22 protein-coding genes are annotated in these 20927 nt (G+C 75.4%); 11 read left to right on the forward strand and 11 right to left on the reverse strand.

From position 1 onward, the window contains the following. Nucleotides 1–37: 37 nt before the first annotated feature. Both ACFUVW_RS06740 and ACFUVW_RS06745 read right to left on the reverse strand, forming a co-directional pair. Nucleotides 38–616, reverse strand: a complete 579-nt coding sequence (locus tag ACFUVW_RS06740; RefSeq protein ID WP_430570558.1) for a hypothetical protein — start codon at nt 614–616, stop codon at nt 38–40. Further along, on the reverse strand, nt 613–2154 hold the full coding sequence (locus ACFUVW_RS06745) for a PspC domain-containing protein (protein ID WP_430570559.1): 1542 nt from the start codon (nt 2152–2154) through the stop codon (nt 613–615). Before ACFUVW_RS06745 ends, ACFUVW_RS06740 begins: the two co-directional genes overlap by 4 nt. 137 nt (nt 2155–2291) lie before the next feature. Here ACFUVW_RS06745 and ACFUVW_RS06750 point away from each other — a divergent pair, with 137 nt between their 5' ends. Both ACFUVW_RS06750 and ACFUVW_RS06755 read left to right on the forward strand, forming a co-directional pair. Then, complete coding sequence (locus ACFUVW_RS06750; RefSeq protein ID WP_430570560.1) at nt 2292–3614, forward strand: PspC domain-containing protein; 1323 nt, start codon at nt 2292–2294, stop codon at nt 3612–3614. Nucleotides 3615–3682: 68 nt separating this feature from the next. Next, entirely contained in the window at nt 3683–4297 is a 615-nt protein-coding gene (locus ACFUVW_RS06755; RefSeq protein WP_430570585.1) for a LuxR C-terminal-related transcriptional regulator, read from the forward strand. On the opposite strand, the gene ACFUVW_RS06760 is transcribed toward ACFUVW_RS06755, so the two are convergent. Genes ACFUVW_RS06760 through ACFUVW_RS06775 form a run of 4 tightly spaced genes read right to left on the reverse strand, consistent with a single transcriptional unit; the run spans nt 4263 to nt 9017 of the window. Then, entirely contained in the window at nt 4263–5018 is a 756-nt protein-coding gene (locus ACFUVW_RS06760) for a sirohydrochlorin chelatase (RefSeq protein WP_430570561.1), read from the reverse strand. The genes ACFUVW_RS06755 and ACFUVW_RS06760 overlap by 35 nt on opposite strands. Before the next feature lie 56 nt (nt 5019–5074). Further along, nucleotides 5075–6442 (reverse strand): uroporphyrinogen-III C-methyltransferase, encoded by a 1368-nt coding sequence (cobA, locus tag ACFUVW_RS06765; RefSeq protein ID WP_430570562.1) that lies wholly within the window; start codon nt 6440–6442, stop codon nt 5075–5077. Beyond that, nucleotides 6439–7290, reverse strand: a complete 852-nt coding sequence (locus ACFUVW_RS06770; RefSeq protein ID WP_430570563.1) for a phosphoadenylyl-sulfate reductase — start codon at nt 7288–7290, stop codon at nt 6439–6441. The genes cobA and ACFUVW_RS06770 overlap by 4 nt, the downstream gene beginning before the upstream one ends. Next, a complete protein-coding gene (locus tag ACFUVW_RS06775) occupies nt 7287–9017 on the reverse strand; it encodes a nitrite/sulfite reductase (RefSeq protein ID WP_430570564.1) in 1731 nt (576 codons plus the stop codon). Before ACFUVW_RS06775 ends, ACFUVW_RS06770 begins: the two co-directional genes overlap by 4 nt. 392 nt (nt 9018–9409) lie before the next feature. Between ACFUVW_RS06775 and ACFUVW_RS06780 the strand changes: the two genes are divergently transcribed. Both ACFUVW_RS06780 and ACFUVW_RS06785 read left to right on the forward strand, forming a co-directional pair. Beyond that, entirely contained in the window at nt 9410–9784 is a 375-nt protein-coding gene (locus ACFUVW_RS06780; RefSeq protein ID WP_430570565.1) for a hypothetical protein, read from the forward strand. Nucleotides 9785–9812: 28 nt separating this feature from the next. Next, on the forward strand, nt 9813–10295 hold the full coding sequence (locus tag ACFUVW_RS06785; protein ID WP_430570566.1) for a DUF456 domain-containing protein: 483 nt from the start codon (nt 9813–9815) through the stop codon (nt 10293–10295). 21 nt (nt 10296–10316) lie between these two features. Here ACFUVW_RS06785 and ACFUVW_RS06790 read toward each other — a convergent pair whose 3' ends face one another. Further along, nucleotides 10317–10658 carry a YnfA family protein gene (locus ACFUVW_RS06790; protein WP_430570567.1) on the reverse strand — a complete coding sequence of 114 codons (342 nt, stop codon included), beginning with the start codon at nt 10656–10658 and terminating at the stop codon, nt 10317–10319. Between the two features lie 46 nt (nt 10659–10704). Further along, nucleotides 10705–11088 (reverse strand): VOC family protein, encoded by a 384-nt coding sequence (locus ACFUVW_RS06795; protein ID WP_430570568.1) that lies wholly within the window; start codon nt 11086–11088, stop codon nt 10705–10707. Nucleotides 11089–11220: 132 nt separating this feature from the next. On the opposite strand from ACFUVW_RS06795, the gene ACFUVW_RS06800 reads away from it, so the two are divergent. Then, complete coding sequence (locus ACFUVW_RS06800; protein WP_430570569.1) at nt 11221–11709, forward strand: GNAT family N-acetyltransferase; 489 nt, start codon at nt 11221–11223, stop codon at nt 11707–11709. Nucleotides 11710–11716: 7 nt separating this feature from the next. On the opposite strand, the gene ACFUVW_RS06805 is transcribed toward ACFUVW_RS06800, so the two are convergent. Then, a complete protein-coding gene (locus tag ACFUVW_RS06805) occupies nt 11717–12307 on the reverse strand; it encodes a TetR/AcrR family transcriptional regulator (RefSeq protein WP_430570570.1) in 591 nt (196 codons plus the stop codon). 94 nt (nt 12308–12401) lie between these two features. Between ACFUVW_RS06805 and ACFUVW_RS06810 the strand changes: the two genes are divergently transcribed. The 3 genes from ACFUVW_RS06810 (at nt 12402) to ACFUVW_RS06820 (ending at nt 16412) form a co-directional block, all read left to right on the forward strand. Continuing rightward, nucleotides 12402–13028: an NAD(P)-dependent oxidoreductase gene (locus ACFUVW_RS06810; RefSeq protein WP_430570571.1), complete on the forward strand. Its 627-nt coding sequence runs from the start codon at nt 12402–12404 to the stop codon at nt 13026–13028. A 62-nt stretch (nt 13029–13090) separates the two neighbouring features. Then, nucleotides 13091–15778 carry a DNA helicase PcrA gene (gene pcrA / locus ACFUVW_RS06815; RefSeq protein WP_430570572.1) on the forward strand — a complete coding sequence of 896 codons (2688 nt, stop codon included), beginning with the start codon at nt 13091–13093 and terminating at the stop codon, nt 15776–15778. Nucleotides 15779–15821: 43 nt separating this feature from the next. Then, a complete protein-coding gene (locus ACFUVW_RS06820; RefSeq protein ID WP_430570573.1) occupies nt 15822–16412 on the forward strand; it encodes a hypothetical protein in 591 nt (196 codons plus the stop codon). Nucleotides 16413–16435: 23 nt separating this feature from the next. On the opposite strand, the gene ACFUVW_RS06825 is transcribed toward ACFUVW_RS06820, so the two are convergent. Together ACFUVW_RS06825 and ACFUVW_RS06830 are read right to left on the reverse strand one after the other, a co-directional pair. Then, on the reverse strand, nt 16436–16990 hold the full coding sequence (locus ACFUVW_RS06825) for a Clp protease N-terminal domain-containing protein (protein WP_430570574.1): 555 nt from the start codon (nt 16988–16990) through the stop codon (nt 16436–16438). After that, nucleotides 16990–17199 carry an RNA polymerase subunit sigma-70 gene (locus tag ACFUVW_RS06830; protein ID WP_430570575.1) on the reverse strand — a complete coding sequence of 70 codons (210 nt, stop codon included), beginning with the start codon at nt 17197–17199 and terminating at the stop codon, nt 16990–16992. The genes ACFUVW_RS06825 and ACFUVW_RS06830 overlap by 1 nt, the downstream gene beginning before the upstream one ends. Nucleotides 17200–17467: 268 nt before the next feature. Here ACFUVW_RS06830 and sucC point away from each other — a divergent pair, with 268 nt between their 5' ends. The 3 genes from sucC to ACFUVW_RS06845 all read left to right on the forward strand — a co-directional run bounded on the left by sucC (nt 17468) and on the right by ACFUVW_RS06845 (nt 20921). Beyond that, complete coding sequence (sucC, locus tag ACFUVW_RS06835; RefSeq protein WP_430570576.1) at nt 17468–18637, forward strand: ADP-forming succinate--CoA ligase subunit beta; 1170 nt, start codon at nt 17468–17470, stop codon at nt 18635–18637. Between the two features lie 37 nt (nt 18638–18674). Then, nucleotides 18675–19571: a succinate--CoA ligase subunit alpha gene (gene sucD / locus ACFUVW_RS06840; protein WP_430570577.1), complete on the forward strand. Its 897-nt coding sequence runs from the start codon at nt 18675–18677 to the stop codon at nt 19569–19571. Between the two features lie 102 nt (nt 19572–19673). Beyond that, nucleotides 19674–20921, forward strand: a complete 1248-nt coding sequence (locus ACFUVW_RS06845) for a DUF6350 family protein (protein WP_430570578.1) — start codon at nt 19674–19676, stop codon at nt 20919–20921. Nucleotides 20922–20927: the final 6 nt, after the last annotated feature.

Here is a 20927-nt window from a genome sequence, read left to right on the forward strand (position 1 = left end):
CCTTCGGGTCACCGCCGCGTCGTCGTGCCCGCGCGCGTCAGCGGGCGGCGGACGCGCGCCGCCGGCGGCGCACCGCGCTGACCACGGAGCCGATCACCAGCAGGGCGCCGGCCGCGGCGAGCAGCACGATGGCGGCCAGCTCGACGTCGATGTGCGCGCCCGCGGCGTTCGCCACCAGCCCCACGCCGAACGCGACGACGAGGAAGCCCCACACGATCGTGCTGGGCCGCGGACCGGTGCCGGCGTGCGTCTCGTCCGGGGCGACGACCGGCTCCACCGGAGGCGCCGGGGCCGCCGGGGTCGCGGGCGTCGCCGGACCGGGCACGGTGCCGCCGTAGCCCGGGGCCGGCGTCTCCGGCTCGGGGCTCGCGGAGCGCTCCGGCTGGTCGAAGATCGACAGCGGGTCGTCCGGCCCCGCCACGGGGAACGCGCGGGTGTCGCCCGAGCCGGGGTAGGCCTGCGTCTCGTCCGCCGCCGGGAGGGCCCGGGTCTCGTCCGCTGCCGGCAGTGCCCGGGTCTCGTCGGCGGCAGGGAGGGCCTGGGTCTCGTCGGCGGCCGGCAGGGCCTGCGTCTCGTCCGGCTCGGGGCCGGGCGTGGTGGGCTTGTCGTCGCTCATCGGGACTCCTCGATGGTCAGGTCGCCGGCGCGGACGTCGACGTCGAGCAGCAGGCGCGCGCCGTCGCCCTCGCGCACCTCGTCGGTGCGGAAGCGGGCGGGCCCGTTCGTGTAGGTGTTGACGGAGCTGTCCTGGCCGTCGGCGCGCCAGGTGGCGTTGCCGGCGATGACCTCCACCTCCGCCTCGACGGCCTCGTCGGCGGGGATCCGCACCACGGTGCTCCCGGCGGTCATCGAGATCGGGACGACGACGGGGTCGCCGGGCGCCACGTCGGCGAGGTCGAGGGCCGTGAGGTCGACGACGGCGCTGCCGAACCGGACGTGCACGCCGTCCTCGGCCTCGTCGACCGTGGTCGGGGTCAGCGTGCCGTCGCTGATGATCGCGGCGGCGCCCGACTGCGGGTCGTCGTCCCAGAACTCCCAGGAGTCGCGGTCCCCGGCGAAGGGCCAGGTGACCACGCCGGCGATCAGCGCCAGGATGGCGAGGAACGTCAGGCCGCCGCCGCGCCGGCCGCGCAGGCCCGTCACCACCAGCCCGAGCCCCAGGACCACGATCGACACGCCCAGCCACGTGGGGCCGAGGGGCAGGTCGAGGTTCCCGGTGCGGTCGGCCACGAGGAGCAGCGCGCCCGCGAGCAGCACGAGCCCGAGGACGATCCCGACGGCGGCGGCGCCGGGGCCACGGCGCACGGGCCGCGGGGGTCGCGCCGGGACGACCGGGGGAGCCGGGGGAGCCGGGGGTGCGGCCGGCGCGGGCGCGGTGGCCCAGGCGCCGGACGGAGCGGTGGGGGCGTCGGGAGCGGCGGAGGCCGCGGGGGCCGTGGCCCAGGAGCCCGCGGGGCTCGCGGGCTCGGCCGGCGGCGGGGGCGTCTGGGGCGGGGTCGTCAGGTACGGGGCCGGGGGCGCCGGGGTGAAGGAGCCCGTGGACGAGGGTCCGCCGGCGGCGGGGTCGTCGGTCGTGCCGGGCGCCGGCGCGGCCGGGTACGGGGGAGCCGCGGGGTACGGCGGCGCTGGCGGGGCGCCGGGGCCGCCGTTCCGCGGGCGGCGGTCACGGATCAGCTTGACGACCAGCCAGACGATCCCGACCCAGACAGCCACCCACAGGAGCCCGCCGATCCACTCGATCCCGAAGCCCCACCACCCGAGGCCGTTGTTCCACGCGAAGCCGACGATGAGCGCGACGACCGCCCCGAGCAGCGCGACGTCGAAGTCGCCGCGGAACGCCTGCTGCAGGTGGATGCGGCCGTCCCGCTCCGGCAGCAGCGCCCACGCGATCGCGTAGATGACGATGCCCGCGCCGGTGAGGAAGAAGCTGAGGATCAGCAGGCCGCGCACCAGCAGCGGGTCCAGGCCGAACCGGTCGGCCACGCCGCCCGCGACGCCGCCGACCCACCGGTTGTCCGACCGGGTGAGGCCGATGCGGCGGATGGAGTCGAAGAAGCCGTCGCCGGTGCGGCGCGGCGGGGTGCCGCCCGCGGCGGGCGTGCCGCCTGCTCCGGGCTGCGGCCCGGGCGGCTGGGGGAGGTCGTCGGTGCTCATGGCTCCATCCTGGCGAGCGGGCGGGCGCCACGGCATCGGGTGCTGCCCTGACGCGACCCTGATTCGGCGGGGCGGGCGACCCTGAAACCTCGGGATCGTGCGCCCCGGGGCGCCCCCGCCGTGCCAGGATCGGGAGCATGACCACCGAGCGACCCCCGCGCCTCCCGCTGCGCCGGCCCCCGCAGGGGCGGCTGCTCGCCGGCGTCGCCGCGGGCCTCGCCGCGCACCTGGGCCTCCCGGTCGTCGTGGTCCGCATCGCCTTCCTCCTCCTCACCCTCGTCGGGGGCGCGGGGGCGGTGGCCTACGTGTTCTGGTGGGTGACCGTGCCGTCGGGCGACCCGCGGCAGGCCGCGGACACCACGCCCACGTCGCTGCAACGGCTCGCGCCGCGCCTGCGCCTGCGGGGCCCGGTCGCGGCCCTGCCCGTGCGCGACGTCCTCCTCGGGGCGGCCCTCATCGCCGGCGCGTTCATCCTGGTCGCGATCCGCGCGGGGTGGGACGTCGGGGCGTCGTGGGTGCTGCCGGCTCTCGTCGCCGTCGGCGGCCTGGCGCTCGCGTGGAGCCAGCTCGACGCCGCGCAGCGCGGTCGCCTCGGGGACGGGGGCAGCGGCACCCGCCGTTCCACCCTCGTGCTGCGGCTCGTGGGCGGCGTCGTCCTCGTCATGGTGGGCGTGCTGCTCCTCATCGGCCAGGACGCCCCCGTGCAGGTGCTGCTGCAGGCGGCCGTGGCGTCGCTCGCGGTCCTCGCGGGCGCCGCGCTCATGCTGGCGCCCTGGTGGCTGCGGCTGGTGCGCGAGCTGGGCGACGAGCGCGCCGCCCGCGCGCGCGAGGCCGAGCGGGCCGACATCGCCGCGCACCTGCACGACTCCGTGCTGCAGACCCTCGCCCTCATCCGTTCGCGGGCCGACGACCCGGAGGCGGTGGCCCGCATGGCCCGCGCCCAGGAGCGCGAGCTGCGCGAGTGGCTGTACACCGACCGCACCGCCCCGGGCACGTCGCTCGCGGCCGAGCTGCGCGCCCTCGTGGCGGAGGTCGAGGACGGCCGGGCCGTCGAGGTCGAGTCGGTCATGGTGGGCGACTGCGTGCCCACGGAGGAGACGTCCGCGCTCCTGCAGGCGTCCCGCGAGGCGCTCGTGAACGCCGTCGTGCACGGTCGTCCGCCGGTGACGGTCTACCTCGAGGTGACCGACGCGGCCGTGGAGGTGTTCGTCCGCGACCGCGGCGACGGGTTCGAGATGGACGACATCGCGCCCGACCGCTTCGGGGTGCGAGAGTCGATCCTGGGCCGCGTGCACCGGCGCGGTGGCACCGCCGACGTCACCAGCCGCCCCGGCTGGGGCACCGAGGTACGGCTGCGCATGCCGCGCGACGGCACCGCCGCCCCGGCGGCGGAGCCCGCCGGCGACGAGCCCACCGAGAACGAGCCGAGCACCACCGCCGACGAAGGAGCACGCACGTGACCACTCCCACCGACGCGTCGCCGCAGCCGACGGGCCCGGTCCCCGTCGTGCTCGTCGACGACCACCACATGTTCCGCGCCGGCGTGCGAGCCAGCATGGACGCCCGGGTGCAGGTGGTGGGCGAGGCGGCGGACGTCGACCAGGCCGTGGCCGTCGTGCACGAGCACCGGCCGCCCGTCGTCCTGCTCGACGTGCACCTGCCGGGAGGCAACGGCGGCGGCGGGGCGGAGGTCGTGCGCCGGTGCGCGGACCTCCTCGGCGAGACGCGCTTCCTCGCCCTGTCCGTGTCGGACGCGGCCGAGGACGTCGTGGCCGTCATCCGTGCCGGGGCGCGCGGCTACGTCACGAAGAACATCTCGGCGTCGGACCTGTCCGGGGCCGTGGTGCGCGTGGCGGGCGGGGACGCCGTCTTCTCGCCTCGGCTCGCGGGCTTCGTGCTCGACGCCTTCGGCACGGCCGCGGGAGACGTCGCCGTCGCCGACGACGAGCTGGACCGCCTGTCCAAGCGGGAGCAGGAGGTCATGCGGCTCATCGCGCGCGGCTACTCCTACCGCGAGGTGGCGAGCGAGCTGTTCATCTCCATCAAGACGGTCGAGACGCACGTGTCCGCGGTGCTGCGCAAGCTGCAGCTCTCCAGCCGCTACGAGCTCACGCGATGGGCCGCGGCGCGCCGGCTGCTGTGACGACGCCGGCTCGAGCGACGGCCCGGTAGCGCTCGACGACGACGTCCACGAGCCCCGCGGGCGCGTCCTCGTGGGCGACCAGGAGCGGCGCGGTCGTGACGTCCCCGCCCGCCCGCGCGGCCAGGTCCGCGAAGAACCCCGGCGCGAGCAGGTACGACGCGACGACGACGCGGCGCCCCGGCCGCTCGGCCCGGGCCGAGTCCACGACCTCGTGCACGCGCGGGGTGGCGTTGGCGATGTACCCGACGGCGACGGGGCGGCCCAGGCGCCCGGCCAGGCGGGCGGCGGTGGTCTCGCAGTCGGCGACGGCGCGCGCGTCGCTCGACCCGGCGGCGGCCAGGACGACGGTGTCGTCGTCGCGCAGGCCGGCCTCGGCGAGGCGGTGCTCGAGCACGTCGACCAGGCGGTCGTCGGGCCCGAGCGCGCCGCCGAGCGTCACGTCGTCGCCGGCTGCGACGGCGGCGTCGACGTCCTCGCGCAGGTCGACGTGCACGTGGTACCCGGCCGACAGCAGCAGCGGCACCACGACCGTCGACGCGTCGACGTCCCGCAGCCCCGCCAGGCAGGCCGGCACGTCGGGCTGCTGCACGTCGACGAAGCCCGCGTGCACGGGGACGTCGAGGAGGCGGGCGGCGACCGCCTCGACGAGGGTCGCGACGGCGCCCGCGCCGGTGGCGGACGCCGTCCCGTGGGAGACGGCGAGGAGCGCGGGTGCGGTCATGCCCGCGACCCTAGGGCGGGCGTCGACCGCCGCCGTTTCGCCCGCGTGAACCTCCGTCACGACGACCTCACCGCCGGGGCCGCCGCGGTGTGAGCGGGGTGGTGGGCGGACGCGGGGCCCGTCCACGCCGGGCTGCGCCGCACGACGTCGCCCACGACGGTCACGGCCGGGGCCTGCACGCCCACGGCGCGGGCCCGGTCGGCGATGTCGGCGAGCGTGCCGACGGTCGTGCGCTGGCGGGCGCCGAACCCGTCCTCCACGACGGCGACGGGCGTGTCCGCCGGACGGCCCGCCGCGACGAGCGCGCGGGCGGTGTCCGCGAGCCGGGTCACCCCCATGAGCAGCACGAGCGTGTGGTCGGTGCCGCCGGGCACCTGCCCGACGTCGTCGTGCCCGGTGAGCACGCTGAACCCGCGGGCGAGCCCGCGGTGCGTGACGGGGATGCCGGCGGCCGCCGGCACGGAGACGGCGGACGTCACGCCGGGCACGACCTCCACCTCGATCCCGGCGGCGCGGCAGGCGTCGAGCTCCTCGCCGCCGCGGCCGAAGACGTACGGGTCGCCGCCCTTGAGCCGCACCACGTCGCGCCCGGCGAGCGCGTGCCGCACGAGCAGCGCGGTGATCTCCTCCTGCGGCACGGGGTGGTGCCCGGACGTCTTGCCGACGTCGACCACCTCGACGTCGTCGCCCAGCCCGGCCAGCAGGGACCGCGGCGCCAGCCGGTCGACGACGACGACGTGCGCCGCGGCGAGCAGCCGCCGCCCCCGCACGGTGACGAGGCCCGCGTCCCCGGGCCCGCCGCCGACGAGGGCCACGCGGCCGACGCGCGCGCCCTCGGTGGTCCCGCCGCCGGCGGGGTCCGTGGGACGCACCGCGCGCAGCGGCAGGCTGCCGTCGTCGAGGCCCGCCACGACGGCGTCGCGCACGCGCACGGCGCGGCGCGGGTCGCGTCCGGCCGTGACGGCGACGGCGAGGTCGCCGGCGGGCCGTCCGGCGGCGTCCGTCACGGGGGTGCGGGCCACCGCGGGCACCCAGGCCGAGCCGAGCTCGGCGTCACCGGCCGTGACGCAGAACGTCCGCAGCAGCTCGGCGTCGCCGGCCACGCGGGCGTCCACGTCGGGGTCGCCGGTCGCGGTGTGCACCAGCCACGCGCCGTCGAGGTCGCCGTCGCAATAGCCCCGGGTGATCCGCTCGATCGCGCCGGCGGACACGAGCGCCGCGAGCTCCGGCACGACGTCGGGCGCGATCACGCGCACCCGGGCCCCGGCGGCGAGCAGGCCGCGCACGCGGCGCAGCGCCACGGGGCCGCCGCCCACGACGATGACGAGGCGGCCGGCGACGCGCAGGCCCAGCGGGTACGTGTCGTGCGGGGCGGAAGCCCGAGCCGCGCGCGACCCGTTCGAGGACGTCCTGCGGCCGCTCACAGGTGCAACCCGCACTCGTCCTTGTCCCTGCCGGCCCAGCGGCCGGCGCGGGCGTCCTGCCCGGGCTCGACCCGCTGGGTGCAGGGCTCGCAGCCCACGGAGGGGTACCCGTCGCTGAGCAGGGGGTTGACCACGACGCCGTGCGCGCGGGCGTACTCCTCGACCTGCTCGTCGGTCCAGGCCGCCAGCGGGTTGATCTTCACGACGCCGTTGCGCTCGTCGAAGGAGACCAGGGGCGCGTTCGCGCGGGCCGCGGTCTCGCCGCGGCGGACGCCGGTCGCCCAGGCCTCGTAGCCCTGCAGGGCCTGCCGCATAGGAGCCACCTTACGCATGGCGCAGCAGGCCTCGGGGTCCCGGTCGTGCAGGCGCGGGCCGTGTTCCGCGTCCTGCTCGGCGACGGTGAGCTCGGGGCGGACGTCGACCACGTCCACGTCCATCTCGATCTCGACCGCACCGCGCGTCCCGAGCGTCTCCGCGAAGTGGTAGCCGGTGTCGCCGAAGAGCACGTCGACGAACGGGAGCTGCCGCGAGACCAGGTGCGCGAGCACGAGGTCCTGCATCGACGACGCCACCGCGAGGTACGGCCCGAACTCGCGCACCGCCCACGCGACGACCTCCGTGGCCGTCGCCTCGGGGCGGTCGCCGTCGGCGTGCAGCTGCGCCTGGCCCCGCTCGACGACGTGGCGCAGCTCCTCGACGGACCGACGGTGCCGGGCCGCACGCGCGCGCTGCCGGGCGCCGCGCGACTCCTCGCGCGCCGCGGCCCGGGCCCGCACCTCGGCGAGCCGGCCCCCTCCGGCGGGGGAGGCGAGCAGCGTCACCGGCGAGGAGACCTCGACGGCGGTCACCGCAACGCCTCCTCGTCGGCCCGGTGCGCCCACTGGGCGAACGTCTCGCCGCCGTCGTGCTCGGCGTCATACCGCCGCACGACGCGCTCCACGTACTCGCCGACCTCCGACGCCGGCACCTTGAGGCCGCGGACCGTGCGACCGAGCCCGCCGGCGTCGCGCCCCTCGCCGACCAGGCCGCCGCCCAGGTGCACCTGGAAGCCCGGCATCTGCTCGCCGTCGACCGTGATGATCTGGCCCTTGAGCCCGATGTCGGCGGTCTGGATGCGGGCGCAGGAGTTGGGGCAGCCGTTGACGTTGAGCTCGATGGGCCCGTCCAGGCGGGCGGTGACGTCCCCGAGCCGGTCCTCGAGCTCGCCGATCACGCGGGCCGCGGTGTCCTTGGTGTCGACGATGGCGAGCTTGCAGAACTCGATGCCCGTGCACGCGATGGTCGAGCGGCGGAACAGGCTGGGGCGGGCGGTGAGTCCCAGGGGCTCCAGGCCGTCCAGCAGCTCGTCGACGCGGTCGCCGGGGACGCCCAGGATGACGACCTTCTGGTGCGCGGTGAGCCGGGCGGAGGCCGCGCCGACCCGCTCGATGAGATCGGCCAGCCCGGTGAGGGTGTTGCCGCCGACCCGCCCGACGACGGGCGCGGCGCCCACGTAGAAGCGGCCGTCCTTCTGCTCGTGCACCCCGACGTGGTCGCCGGGGCGCGTGGCCGGTGCCGGGGCGGGGCCGTCGGGCAGCGCGTAGCCGAGGTACTCGGTCTCCAGCACCTCGCGGAACTTCTCGGTGCCCCAGTCGGCGAGCAGGAACTTCAGGCGGGCCTTGTTGCGCAGTCGCCGGTAGCCGTAGTCGCGGAAGATGCGGATGACGCCGTGCCAGACGTCCGGCGCCTGGTCCTCGGTGACGAAGACGCCCAGCCGCTCGCCGAGGCGCGGCGTCGTGGACAGCGCGCCGCCCACCCACAGGTCGTAGCCGGGGCCGAGCTCCGGGTGGACGACGCCGACCAGCGAGATGTCGTTGATCTCGTGCACCACGTCGAGGCTCGGGTGGCCCGTGATCGCCGTCTTGAACTTGCGCGGGAGGTTCGCGAGCTCCGGGTCGCCGATGTAGCGGCGCTTGATCTCGAGGATCACCGGCGTCGGGTCGATGATCTCGTCGGCCGCGATGCCCGCGACCGGGCTGCCGAGGAAGCCGCGCGGGGAGTCGCCGCAGGCCGTCGTGGTCTCGAGGCCCACCGTGTCCAGCCGGCGCCAGATCTCCGGCATGCTCTCGATCTCGATCCAGTGGTACTGGATGTTCTGCCGGTCGGTGATGTCGGCCGAGCCCCGCGCGAAGTCCGCCGAGATGCCGCCCAGCACCCGCAGCGCCTCCGGGGAGAGGGCCTGGCCGTCCGAGCGGACGCGGAGCATGAAGTACCGGTCCTCGAGCTCGTGCGGCTCGAGCGTCGCGGTGCGGCCGCCGTCGATCCCGGGCTTGCGCTGCGTGTACAGGCCCCACCAGCGGAACCGGCCGTGCAGGTCGTCGTCGGTGATCGAGTCGAAGCCCTCGCGGGCGTAGGTCGACTCGATGCGCTCGCGGACGCCGAGCGGCGCCGCCTCCTGCTTGAAGACCTCGTTGTGGTTGAGGGGCTCGGTGCCGTCGACCTTCCACTGCCCGTTCGGGCGCGCGGCGCGCGGGGGGCGGACGCGGGCGGGGGCGTCGTCGCTGGTCGGGGCGGGTGCGGTGGTCTGCGTCGTCATCTGGGGGAGTTCCTCGGGTCCTCGGGGGCGGGACGCGCGACGACGAGCGACTCAGCGGGGGTGGGCCGAGGACCGACGGCGCGCGCCGGTGCTCAGGAGCCGCGCGAGGGCGGCGGGGCTGAGGTAGGGCGCGATCAGCGACAGCAGCACAGACAGCTGCGCATGCTGCGACGCACGCACGCCGGCATCTCGTGACGCGTCGTCACGAGGAGGCGGTGCGCGGCCGTGGTCATGGGGACGACCGTAACCGCACCGGGCGGTGCGGCGCGATATCAGGTCCACATGCTGGGACCACATGGTGGGACGGTGCGAGGACGGCTTGCGGGTGTGATGTGTGACCGGTTGCGGACAGCGGTGTCAGATCCCGGTCCTCGCGCGGCTAGGCTGCCCGCATGGAGTTCCTCTACCACGTCTTCGTCGCGCTCCACTTCGTGGGCTGGGCGATCGTCCTCGGTGGCTACATCGCGTCGATCAAGAGCCCCGGCCTCTACCGCGGGGTCTTCCACGGCGCCGCGACGGCGCTCGTCGCCGGCGTCCTCATGGTCGGCATCGCCGAGATGGGCGACGTCTGGACCGAGGACACCGCGCCGGACATGGCCAAGATCGGCGTCAAGCTCGTGATCGCGCTGATCATCGCGGTGCTCGCGTTCGTCGCCAAGCGCCAGGGCTCGAAGGGCGACAACGGCACGGGTGCCGTGGCCCCGGGCCTCAAGCACTCGATCGGCGCGCTGACGCTGGTCAACATCCTGGTCGCCGTCTTCTGGTGACCGGCCACGTGTCCCCGGGGCGGTCGCGATGAGCGTCCTGGGGGAGGTGCTGGTCGGGCTGGCGATCGCCGTCGGCCTGGTCGGCATCGTCGTGCAGGTGCTCCCGGGCAACGTGCTCGTGCTGGGGAGCATCCTCGTGTGGGCGTGGGTCACCGGTGGCACGACGGCGTGGGTCTGCTTCGCCGTCGCCGCACTGGCGGTCGGGGCCGCCGAGACGGGTCAGTGGCTGCTCGCCGGCCGCCACATGCGCCGGGCCGAGGTGCCCTGGGGCACGCTCGCGCTGGCCGGCGTCGCGGGGATCGTCGGGTTCTTCGTGGTGCCCGTGGTCGGGCTCTTCCTCTTCTTCGCCGGCGCCGTCTTCCTCGTGGAGCTGGCCCGACGGCGCGACGCGGCCGTCGCGTGGACGGCCACGCGCGCGGCCCTCAAGGCCACGCTCATCACCATCGGCGTGCAGCTCGCGGGCGGCGTCGTGGCCACCCTCGCCTGGGTGGTCGGGCTCGTCCTCACCTGAGACGTGCCGCGGCCGGGGCGGTCAGGCGGCGCCGGACCGTGGCGCGTACATGATCACGGCGACCCCGGCGAGGCAGATCAGGGCGCCCGCGACGTCCCAGCGGTCGGGCCGGAAGCCGTCGACGACCATGCCCCAGACGAGCGACCCGGCCACGAACACCCCGCCGTACGCGGCGAGGATGCGGCCGAAGCCCGCGTCCGGCTGCAGGCTCGCGAAGAACCCGTACGCGCCGAGGGCGACCACCCCCGCGCCGATCCAGATCCAGCCGCGGTGCTCGCGCACCCCCTGCCACACCAGCCAGGCGCCACCGATCTCGAAGACGGCGGCGGCGAGGAAGAGCAGGATCGAGCGGAGCACGGTCATGCGCGGGAGTCTGGCGCGCCGGGCGGGCCCGCCGCGAGCCCGTCGCTCAGCCGGCCGGGTTCTCGGTGGCGTACAGCGTGTTGCCGTCCGGGTCCCGGAACGAGAACATCGGCGGCGCCGACTCCCACAGGAGGAGCTCGTCGACGTCGGCGCCCGCGTCCGTCAGGGCCGCGTGGGCGCCACGGGCGTCGGGCGTCACGAGCCGGACCCCCGTGTCGACTCCGGCGGGCAACCCGTCGCCCGCCTGCACCAGCGCGAGCGAGGTCGCGGCGCCCGGCGCGGCGACGTCGACCCACCGGAAGCCCGGCTGCAGCTCGGCGTCGAAGCGGACCTCGAGCCCCAGCGGTCCGGTGTAGAAGGCGAGCGCGGCGTCCTGGTCGCGGACGGGGACCGCGACGGTCTGGACCCCGGTGAATCGTGCTGCGGTCACGGTGGTACCTCCTCGGGCGACGACCCGGCGCCGGTCGCGGCGGGTCCTACGGGAAGGGACGGGGGCCGGGGTCGGATCTCATCGGCGCGCGGCTTAGGGTGTCGGGCGGCAGCGACGGCACGAGGGGGAACCATGACGACGCAGGACGCGGCAGCGCGGCACGACGACCGGTGGACGGTGCGGGTCGCGACGCTCGACGAGCTGGACGCGCGGACCGCGTACGAGGCGTGGCGTCTCCGGCAGGACGTGTTCGTCGTCGAGCAGGAGTGCGCGTACCCGGACCTGGACGGTCGGGACGCCGAGCCCACGGCGCGGCACGTCATCCTGCTCGACGGTGAGCGGGACGGCAGCGTGGTCGCGACCGCGCGCGTGCTCGACGACGGCGACGTGCAGCGCATCGGCCGCGTGGTGTGCCACCCGGACGTGCGCGGCACGGGGGCGTCCGGCGTGCTGATGCGCGTTGCCGTGGAGGCCGCCACCGCCGCCGCGCCGGAGGCCGACGTCGTGCTCGGCGCGCAGTCGCCGCTGACCGGCTGGTACGGGCGGTTCGGCTTCGTCCCCGACGGGCCCGAGTACCTCGAGGACGACATCCCGCACACGCCGATGCGGCTGCGCCGCTAGCTCTCGCCTAGCTGGTCGCGCCTGAGCCCGGCGCGTCCAGGCGGACGGCGCCGACGATGCCGCGCGCTCGCGCGGCGGCGTCGGGCACGGTGTCGAGCCCGGCGTAGACGGCGAGGAAGGCCTCGAAGAGCGCCGCGCCGGCCAGCGTCCGCGCCACGGCCTCGGTGTCGGTGCCGGGGTCGAGGCGTCCGTCGCGCGCCTCGGCGTCGAGGTAGGCCTGCACCTGCAGCGCCGGGCCGTGCGGGCCCGCACCCCGGCGCCCCAGGCCCTCGCGGTGCGCGACGAGCAGCTCGGGAGCGCCGAGGATCGACGCCGCCATCGGGAACGACCGGGCGTAGAACGCGAGCAGCTGGCCGACGAGGGTCGTGACGTTCTCGACGACGGTCGCGCGCCCGACGAGGTCAGCGGGGGCGTCGAGGCCGGGGGCGCGCTCCGACAGGACGCCGAGGAACAGCTCCTGCTTGTCGGCGAAATGCTTGTAGAGCAGTGCCTCCGAGCAGCCCGCCGCGCGCGCGATCTCCTTGGTCGTGGCCCGGGCGATGCCGCGCTCGCGCAGCACGGTCGCCGCGGCGTCGAGGATCCGGTCGCGCGCGCTCATGGGTTCTCCCGTCCCGTTGACATGCCCGTGCGGGCACCTTCATCCTAGGGGTGAGTAAACACTTACTCACCCCACCGGGAACGAGGAGAGGCCCATGAAGATCGCCGTGCTCGGAGCATCAGGACGGACCGGACGCCTGGTCGTGGAGGAGGCTCGGCGCCGGGGCCACCACGTGGTGGCGGTCGTGCGCGACCCGGCGCGCCTGGGCGACCTGACCCCCGACGGCGTCGCGACGGCGGACGGTCTCGACGCCGCCGCGGTCACGGCCGCGCTCGCCGGGGTGGATGCCGTCGTGTCCGCGCTGGGGCCGGTGCCGGGCAGCGCGCCTGGCATCCAGGGGGAGCTCACCCGGGTCCTCGTGCGCGCCGCCCGCGATGCCGGGGTGCGCCGAGCCGTCGTCGTCACCGCGAGCGGCTGGGTGGTCGACGGCGACGACCCGCTGTCCCGCTACCTGGCCAAGCCGATCCTGGCGCGGGCGCTGCGCGACGCGAACGCGGGCTTCGCCCTCGCCGAGCCGTCGGTGCGCGAGTCCGGGCTCGACTGGACGATCGTCCGGCCGCCCATGCTGCGCGACGGCGCGGCCCGCGGCCGGTACCACGAGCGCCGGGACGGCAACGTGCGCTGGCGCTGGTCGGTGCGCCGCGCGGACCTCGCCGCCGCCGTCTGCGACCTGCTGGCCGACCCGACGGCCGTCGGCGCGACGGTCTCGGTCGCCGGCTGAGGGGCGGGTCACGGCCCGGGCGGCACCGGGATGTCGGCCGTGGAGCCTACGCTTGGTCCACGATGACCTCCCTGTTCGACAGCCTGTCCCTGCCCGGGTTCGACCACGCCGCGAAGGACGACACCGCCCGCCTGCCGTCCACCGCCCCGCGCTGGGACGACGACGCCGCGGACCCGGAGTCCGGCGCGCCCGCGTGGGTGCGCGACGCCGCCGTGGAGGCCCACGACGGCGCGCACGGCGCCGCCCCGGCCGAGGGGCGGCCGCGCTCGCGCGGGGCGTTCTCGCACCTGGACCCCGAGGCGTTGCTGGAGGGGCTGAACCCGCAGCAGCGGGCCGCCGTCGAGCACGCGGGCTCGCCGCTGCTCATCGTCGCGGGCGCCGGGTCGGGCAAGACGCGGGTGCTCACGCACCGCATCGCCTACCTGCTGGCCACGGGCCGCGCGCGGGCGGGGGAGATCCTCGCGATCACGTTCACCAACAAGGCGGCGGCCGAGATGCGCGAGCGCGTCGAGCACCTGGTGGGCCCGGCGGGCGGGCGGATGTGGGTCTCGACGTTCCACTCCGCGTGCGTGCGGATCCTGCGCAAGGAGGCCAAGACCCTCGGCCTGCGCTCGAGCTTCTCCATCTACGACGCGGCGGACAGCCAGCGGCTCATCACGCTGGTGACGCGCGAGCTCGACCTGGACGCGAAGAAGTACCCGGCGCGCTCGCTGGCGCACAAGATCAGCGACCTCAAGAACGAGCTGATCGACCCCGAGACGTACGCGCAGAGCTCCGGCGCCGACGCGACGGAGGAGGGCTGGCGCGAGCGCGCCGCGTCCGGGGGGCTGGCCGACGGCGGGGCGCCGGAGTTCGACACCGTGCTGGCGGACGTCTACCGGCGCTACCAGCAGCGGTTGGCACAGGCGAACGCGCTCGACTTCGACGACATCATCATGACGACGGTGAACCTGCTCCAGGCGTTCCCGAACGTCGCTGAGCACTACCGCCGCCGGTTCCGGCACATCCTGGTGGACGAGTACCAGGACACGAACCACGCGCAGTACGTGCTGGTGCGCGAGCTGGCCGGCGCCACCGCCGACGGCCCCGGCGTCGACGGCCTGGACCCCGCGGAGCTCACCGTCGTCGGCGACGCCGACCAGTCGATCTACGCGTTCCGCGGCGCCACGATCCGCAACATCGTGGAGTTCGAGGAGGACTACCCGGACGCCACGACCATCCTGCTGGAGCAGAACTACCGCTCCACCCAGACGATCCTCACGGCCGCGAACGCCGTCATCTCGCGCAACCCGGACCGCAAGCCCAAGCGGCTGTGGACCGACGCCGGCGCGGGGGAGAAGATCGTCGGCTACGTGGCGGACGACGAGCACGGCGAGGCGCGGTTCGTCGCCGAGGAGATCGACCGGCTGGGCGACTCCGACGGCGTGCGCCCGGGCGACGTCGCGGTGTTCTACCGGACCAACGCGCAGTCGCGCGCGCTGGAGGAGGTGCTGATCCGCGTCGGCCTGCCGTACAAGGTGGTGGGCGGCACCCGGTTCTACGAGCGCCGCGAGATCAAGGACGCCGTCGCGTACCTCCGGGCGCTCGCCAACCCGGACGACGACGTCAACCTGCGCCGCGTGCTCAACGTGCCCAAGCGCGGCCTGGGGGACAAGGCGGAGTCGCTCGTGGCGTCGTTCGCCGACCGGGAGCGGATCTCCTTCGGGGCCGCGCTCGAGCGCGCCGACGAGATCGGCGGCATGACGAGCCGCACGCTCAAGCCCCTCCTGGGGTTCCGCGACATGATGCGCGAGCTGCGCGCCCTCGTCGACGACGGCGAGCCGCCCGCCACGATCCTCGGCGCGGTCCTCGACCGCACCGGGTACCTCGCCGAGCTGCGCGCGTCGGACGACCCGCAGGACGCGTCCCGGGTCGAGAACCTCGCCGAGCTGCACGCCGTCGCGGCGGAGTTCAGCGAGCTGGACCCCGAGGGCGACCTCGCGGACTTCCTCGAGCGGGTCTCGCTCGTGGCCGACGCCGACCAGATCCCCGACGAGGACGTGGCCGACGGGGAGGCGGAGCAGGAGCCCAAGGAGGACCAGGGCGTCGTCACGCTCATGACGCTGCACACCGCCAAGGGCCTGGAGTTCCCCGTCGTGTTCCTCACCGGCATGGAGGACGGCACCTTCCCGCACATGCGCTCCCTGCACGACGACTCCGAGCTCGCCGAGGAGCGGCGGCTGGCGTACGTCGGGATCACGCGCGCCCGGCAGCGGCTGTACATCTCGCGGTCGGCGGTGCGGTCCGCGTGGGGGGCGCCCAACGAGTTCCCGCCCAGCCGGTTCCTCGAGGAGGTCCCCGACGACCTGTGGGACTGGCGGCGGCGCGAGTCGTCCACCCAGTACCTGCGCCGTGGCGGGTCCGCCTGGGGCGGGTCGGGCCGCGCGGGAGCCCGGAGCGGCTCCGCGGGCAGCACCTGGTCGCCCCAGAGGAGGTCGCCGTCCGAGGGCGTCGGCGGCCGGATAGGCCGGCCGAAGGACGCGGGCACGACGGCGGCGGGCACGGGCGCGACGTTCGGCTCGGCCACCCCGCGCAAGGACGCGGACGTGCCGTCCCTCGACGTCGGCGACAAGGTGACGCACGACGCGTACGGGCTCGGCACGGTGGTGTCGCTGGAGGGCAGCGGCCCGAACTCCGTCGCGCGGATCGACTTCGGCGCGGACGGCACCAAGCGGCTGCTGCTGCGGTACTCGCCGGTCACCAAGCTCTGACGGTCGGCGGGCAGGGGCCCGCCGCCGCTGGCATGGTGGCCGTGTGCTGCTCGACGCCAGGACGCTGCGCGGGCTCGCCGACGGGACGGTCACGCACACCTACCGCCGGTGGTCCGTCGTGCGGGTGCGGCCGGGGTCGACGATGCGCACCCGCGTCGGGGTGGTCGAGGTGACGGCCGTGGACCCGGTCGGGCCCGAGAGCGTCGACGACGACGCCGCCCGCGGCGCCGGGTTCCGGTCGGGGACGGCCGCGCGGGCCTGGATCGAGCGCCGGGGCGAGGGCGAGCTGTACCGGGTGGGCCTGCGGCTCGCGGGCCCGGACCCGCGGGTGGCCCTGCGCGAGGACGACGACCTCGACGACGCGGCCGTGGACGCGATCCGCACCCGCCTCGCGCGCATGGACCACGCCGCGCCCGAGCCGTGGACCCGCGCCTACCTGGAGCTCGTCGCGGCGCGGCCCGCCGTCGTCGCGCGCACGCTCGCGGCCGATATCGGGATGGAGCGCGACCCGTTCAAGATCCGCGTCCGGCGCCTCAAGGAGCTGGGGCTCACCGAGAGCCTCGACGTCGGCTACCGGCTGTCGCCCCGGGGTCGCGCCTACCTGACGGCCACCGCGGACGACCCGGTGCCGTAGCCGGGCACGGGCCGGGCGCGGGGTCAGGCGGCGCGCGACGCCCGCTCGACGGCGGCCCGGACGGCGGGAAGCTCGGTGCCCGCGGCGCCGGCGGCGTCGGCGAGCAGCCGGCGGCCGGGGCAGTCCGCCCGCAGCACCCCGAGCAGCAGGTGGCCGCCGCCGATCCCCTTGTCCTTGAGGCGCACGGCCTCGCGCAGGGCGAGCTCGAGGGCCTTCTTCGCGTCGTCGGTGAACGGGATGTGACTGCCTCGGCGTGGCCTTCCGGCCCCGGCACGGTCGAGCGCACCGGGGCCGAAGACCTCGTCCGTCCGGCGGCGCACCGCGTCCAGGTCGACACCGACGGCAGCCAGCGCGTCGGCGTCGAGCGCCTCGCCGGACGTGATCGAGCGCCGGGCTCCGGCGACGACGTCGTCCGGGTCGACGCCCGTGGCGCGCAGGGCGTCCGCGGCGGGCCCGGGGCCGCCGACGAGCGCGGCCAGCAGGTGCCGGGTGTCGATCGTGGCCGAGCGCGTCTCCCGTGCGACCTGCTGCGCGTCGACGACGGCCGCGCGCGCCTCCTTGGTGAACCTCTCGAACATCAGATCCTCCTGCCGTGCTTCTTGTGGACCGCCTGCTTGCTCACGCCGAGCGCGTCGGCGACGTCCTGCCACGACCAGCCGAGGCGCCGCGCGCGCTCCACCTGGAGCGTCTCGAGGCGGTCGGCCAGGTCGCGCAGCGCGCGCACGGCCCGCAGGCCTTCGGCCGGGTCGTCGCCGGCGGCCGCGCCGACGAGCGTCTTCTCCGTCATGGCGTCAACTCTGGTTGACGCGATGACGGATGTCAACCGAGGTTGACGAACGAGTTGTCAGGGCCACGCGGAGGTATAGGTGGTCCTGAGCCTGACAACTCTGGCGGCGGCGTGTGGGATCGGTCACCTGCGGCGGGGGATTGCAGGGCCGATGTTCCCGGCGTCGTGCGCGTCGGACTACCCTGTTCGGGGATGTCTTGATGTCGAGACATCGTTCGTGCCGGCCTCTGCCGACCCAGGGGCACCACCGATGGAAGGACGCAGCAGGGTGGACCTGTTCGAATACCAGGCTCGCGACATCTTCGAGAAGCACGGCGTGCCCGTGCTCGGCGGCGTCGTCGCGACGACGCCCGAAGAGGCTCGCGCGGGTGCAGAGAAGCTCGGCGGCGGGACCGTCGTCGTCAAGGCCCAGGTCAAGACCGGCGGCCGCGGCAAGGCCGGCGGCGTCAAGCTCGCGCACTCCCCGGCGGAGGCCGAGGAGAAGGCCGGCGAGATCCTCGGGATGGACATCAAGGGCCACACGGTCCACCGCGTGATGATCGCGCAGGGCGCCAAGATCGCCGAGGAGTTCTACTTCTCCGTGCTCCTGGACCGCGCGAACCGCAACTACCTCGCCATGTGCTCCGTCGAGGGCGGCATGGAGATCGAGCAGCTCGCCGTCGAGCGGCCCGAGGCCCTCGCCCGCGTCGCCGTCGACCCGATCGTCGGCATCGACGAGGCCAAGGCTCGCGAGATCGTCGACGCCGCGAACTTCGCCGAGGACCTCAAGGCCCCGGTCGCCGACGTCATCCAGAAGCTCTGGACGGTCTTCACGGCCGAGGACGCGACCCTCGTCGAGGTGAACCCGCTGGTCCGCACCGAGGACGGCGCGATCGTCGCCCTCGACGGCAAGGTCTCGCTGGACGACAACGCCTCCGAGGTGCGCCACCCGGACCACGAGGCGCTCGAGGACAAGGCCGCGGCGGACCCGCTGGAGGCCAAGGCCAAGGAGAACGGCCTCAACTACGTCAAGCTCGACGGCGAGGTCGGCATCATCGGCAACGGCGCGGGCCTCGTGATGAGCACCCTCGACGTCGTCGCCTACGCCGGCGAGGAGCACGGCGGCGTCAAGCCGGCCAACTTCCTCGACATCGGCGGCGGCGCGAACGCCACCGTCATGGCGAACGGCCTGGACGTCATCCTCAACGACCCGCAGGTCAAGAGCGTGTTCGTCAACGTCTTCGGCGGCATCACCGCCTGCGACGAGGTCGCCAAGGGCATCGTCGGCGCGCTGGAGATCCTCGGCGACGAGGCCAGCAAGCCGCTCGTCGTGCGCCTGGACGGCAACAACGTGGACCTCGGCCGCGCCATCCTGCGCGAGGCGAACCACCCGCTGGTCACCCTGGCCGAGACCATGGACGGCGGCGCGGCCAAGGCCGCCGAGCTCGCCCACCTCTGAGCGCCCCGCCGACGTCGAAAGCAGAGATTCGAGAACAATGTCGATCTACCTGAACAAGGACAGCAAGATCATCGTCCAGGGCATCACCGGCGGGATGGGTGCCAAGCACACCGCCCTGATGCTCGACTCCGGCGCGCAGATCGTGGGCGGCGTGAACGCCCGCAAGGCCGGCACCACCGTGACCCACAAGGACCACGAGGGCAACGACGTCACGCTGCCCGTCTTCGGCACCGTCAAGGAGGCCATGGCGGAGACCGGCGCGAACGTGTCGGTCCTGTTCGTGCCCCCGGCGTTCACGAAGGACGCGGCGATCGAGGCCGTCGACGCCGAGATGCCGCTGATCGTCGTCATCACCGAGGGCGTCCCGGTGCAGGACTCGGCCGAGGTCTTCGCCTACCTCCAGGGCAAGAAGACCCGCATGATCGGCCCGAACTGCCCGGGCGTCATCACGCCGGGCGAGTCGCTCGCCGGCATCACCCCGCACACCATCACGGGCAAGGGCCCGATCGGCCTCGTGTCGAAGTCGGGCACGCTGACCTACCAGATGATGTACGAGCTGAAGGACCTCGGGTTCTCGACCGCCATCGGCATCGGCGGCGACCCGGTCATCGGCACCACGCACATCGACGCGCTCGAGGCCTTCGAGAACGACCCGGAGACCAAGGCGATCGTGATGATCGGCGAGATCGGCGGCGACGCCGAGGAGCGTGCGGCCGCGTACATCAAGGAGCACGTGACGAAGCCGGTCGTCGGCTACGTCGCCGGCTTCACCGCCCCCGAGGGCAAGACGATGGGCCACGCCGGCGCCATCGTCTCCGGCTCGGCGGGCACCGCGCAGGCCAAGAAGGAGGCCCTCGAGGCCGTGGGCGTGAAGGTCGGCAAGACGCCGTCCGAGACCGCCCAGCTCATGCGGGAGATCCTGCAGGCGCTCTGACCGCGCCCGCGCACCGTGCACGACGGCGCCCGCCCCTCCGGGGGGCGGGCGCCGTCTGTGTGTCTGCCGGGTTCTGCCCGGCGCTCGGGTGACGATGGGCCGGTGAGCGCACCACCCGGCACCCGACCCACCCGCACGGTCGACGGCGACGCCCCCGCGCGGCGACCCGGCCGCGGGGGCGAGCGGTTCGCCGCCGCGACGTCGGGCGCCTGGGCCACCGTGCAGGGCGTCGTGCTGTCGGGGGCGGTCGTCGTGCTGCTCGCCGTCGTCGGGGTGCTGGGCGGGTCGCCGGACTCCGCCTGGACCGGGGCCGTCGGCGTCGCCACCGGGCTGTGGCTGCTGGGCCACGGCGTGCCGATCGACGCGGGCGGCGGGGTGATCACGCTCGTGCCGCTCGGGATCGGCGCCCTCGCCGTGTTCACCACCTACGTCTCCGTCAAGCGCTCCGCGCTGCCCACCCTGGCCGCCTGGGTCGCGGCGACCGTGACCTATGCCGCCGCGAGCGTCGCCCTCGCCGCCGCGACCGCCGGCGTGGCGGGCGGCGACGGGCTGGCGGCCGTCGCGCCCCGGCTGGCCCTCGCGGCGCTCGGCGGCGCGGTCGTGGGTGGGGCCGGCGCCGCCCTCGGCATCCTCGTGCCGCCCGACCGGCCCGAGGTCGTCGTCCCCGGCGGCCTGCTCGACCGCGCGGTGCCCGACGTCGCGCGGCTCGGCCTGCAGGCGGGCACGGTCGCGCTCGTCGCCCTGTCCGGGCTGGGGGCGGCGATCACCCTCGTGTGGGTCGTGGCGGGACGGGCGACGTCGGAGGACGTGGTGACCGGCCTGGACCCGGGCTGGATCGGCGGCGTCGTGTTCGCCGTCGCGCAGCTCGCGCTGCTGCCCAACCTCGTGCTGTGGGCGACGTCGTGGCTGGCCGGGACCGGGTTCGCCGTCGGGCAGGGCACCCTGTACGCCCCGGGCGGCACCGAGACGGGCCCGCTGCCCGCCGTGCCGCTGCTGGGCGCGCTGCCCGGCCCCGACTGGTCCGGCCCGACGGCGGCGCTCGCCGGCCCGCTCGCCGTCGTGGCCTGCGGCGCGCTCGCCGGCTGGTTCGCGTGGCGGCGGCTCGACCCCGAGCGGGTCCGCTGGGCCGACCTGGCCCAGGTGCTCGCGGGCGTGGTGCTGCTCGCGGGCGTCGTGACCGGGCTGCTGCAGCACTGGGCCGGGGGAGCGGTGGGTGCCGGTCGCCTGGCGCAGGTGGGCGCGGACCCGCTGCTCACCGGCGCTGTCGTGGCCGTCGAGGTCGGGGTCGGGGCGGCGGTCGTGCTGGCGGGCGCGCACGCGCGGGCCGGGGCGCGGCTGCGACGGGAGTAGGCGCCT

This window comes from Isoptericola sp. NPDC057391, assembly GCF_042668085.1.
Taxonomy (GTDB): domain Bacteria; phylum Actinomycetota; class Actinomycetes; order Actinomycetales; family Cellulomonadaceae; genus Isoptericola.

Bases quoted from the DNA above. Each gene is read 5' to 3' on its own strand.
- ACFUVW_RS06740 (WP_430570558.1), bottom strand. From the start codon at position 616: ATGAGCGACGACAAGCCCACCACGCCCGGCCCCGAGCCGGACGAGACG.
- ACFUVW_RS06745 (WP_430570559.1), bottom strand. From the start codon at position 2,154: ATGAGCACCGACGACCTCCCCCAGCCGCCCGGGCCGCAGCCCGGAGCA.
- ACFUVW_RS06750 (WP_430570560.1), top strand. From the start codon at position 2,292: ATGACCACCGAGCGACCCCCGCGCCTCCCGCTGCGCCGGCCCCCGCAG.
- ACFUVW_RS06755 (WP_430570585.1), top strand. From the start codon at position 3,683: ATGTTCCGCGCCGGCGTGCGAGCCAGCATGGACGCCCGGGTGCAGGTG.
- ACFUVW_RS06760 (WP_430570561.1), bottom strand. From the start codon at position 5,018: ATGACCGCACCCGCGCTCCTCGCCGTCTCCCACGGGACGGCGTCCGCC.
- ACFUVW_RS06775 (WP_430570564.1), bottom strand. From the start codon at position 9,017: ATGACGACGCAGACCACCGCACCCGCCCCGACCAGCGACGACGCCCCC.
- ACFUVW_RS06780 (WP_430570565.1), top strand. From the start codon at position 9,410: ATGGAGTTCCTCTACCACGTCTTCGTCGCGCTCCACTTCGTGGGCTGG.
- ACFUVW_RS06785 (WP_430570566.1), top strand. From the start codon at position 9,813: ATGAGCGTCCTGGGGGAGGTGCTGGTCGGGCTGGCGATCGCCGTCGGC.
- ACFUVW_RS06790 (WP_430570567.1), bottom strand. From the start codon at position 10,658: ATGACCGTGCTCCGCTCGATCCTGCTCTTCCTCGCCGCCGCCGTCTTC.
- ACFUVW_RS06800 (WP_430570569.1), top strand. From the start codon at position 11,221: ATGACGACGCAGGACGCGGCAGCGCGGCACGACGACCGGTGGACGGTG.
- ACFUVW_RS06805 (WP_430570570.1), bottom strand. From the start codon at position 12,307: ATGAGCGCGCGCGACCGGATCCTCGACGCCGCGGCGACCGTGCTGCGC.
- ACFUVW_RS06810 (WP_430570571.1), top strand. From the start codon at position 12,402: ATGAAGATCGCCGTGCTCGGAGCATCAGGACGGACCGGACGCCTGGTC.
- pcrA (WP_430570572.1), top strand. From the start codon at position 13,091: ATGACCTCCCTGTTCGACAGCCTGTCCCTGCCCGGGTTCGACCACGCC.
- ACFUVW_RS06825 (WP_430570574.1), bottom strand. From the start codon at position 16,990: ATGTTCGAGAGGTTCACCAAGGAGGCGCGCGCGGCCGTCGTCGACGCG.
- ACFUVW_RS06830 (WP_430570575.1), bottom strand. From the start codon at position 17,199: ATGACGGAGAAGACGCTCGTCGGCGCGGCCGCCGGCGACGACCCGGCC.
- sucD (WP_430570577.1), top strand. From the start codon at position 18,675: ATGTCGATCTACCTGAACAAGGACAGCAAGATCATCGTCCAGGGCATC.